Genomic DNA, 261 nt, shown 5'->3' with positions numbered 1-261 from the left:
ATGATGAATTTCATTCATGCATACAGATACGGAAAGCAACAGTATGCTCGAGGCCATCTTAAGCGAACAGCTCACCAGCTTCGGCCTGATTGGGGTCGAAGTGCTGGTCATCGTAGGAAGCCTGTATGCCATCTGGCCCGAACGCCAAAAGAAATCTGATATCGATGTAGATGCGGCGGTACGCAACGCGCCCTACCACCTGCTTAAGAAGCTGTGAGAGAAGCATTGATGAGCAACTTCAGGCGGGCGGCCCACAGCGGA

Annotated in this window: 1 protein-coding gene; it reads left to right on the top strand. The window is 52.5% G+C overall.

Annotated features, from left to right (window positions below; all coding sequences use genetic code 11):
• The first annotated feature begins 43 nt into the window (after positions 1 to 43).
• The gene (locus A3722_RS24395) at positions 44 to 217 is read left to right on the top strand and encodes a hypothetical protein (RefSeq protein ID WP_161487417.1); all 174 of its coding nucleotides are present in this window, start codon (positions 44 to 46) and stop codon (positions 215 to 217) included.
• The last annotated feature ends 44 nt before the right edge of the window (positions 218 to 261 follow it).

This window comes from Sulfitobacter sp. HI0027 (genome assembly GCF_001634775.1).
Classification (GTDB): domain Bacteria; phylum Pseudomonadota; class Alphaproteobacteria; order Rhodobacterales; family Rhodobacteraceae; genus Sulfitobacter.
This window is presented reverse-complemented; position numbering and strand designations above follow the sequence as displayed.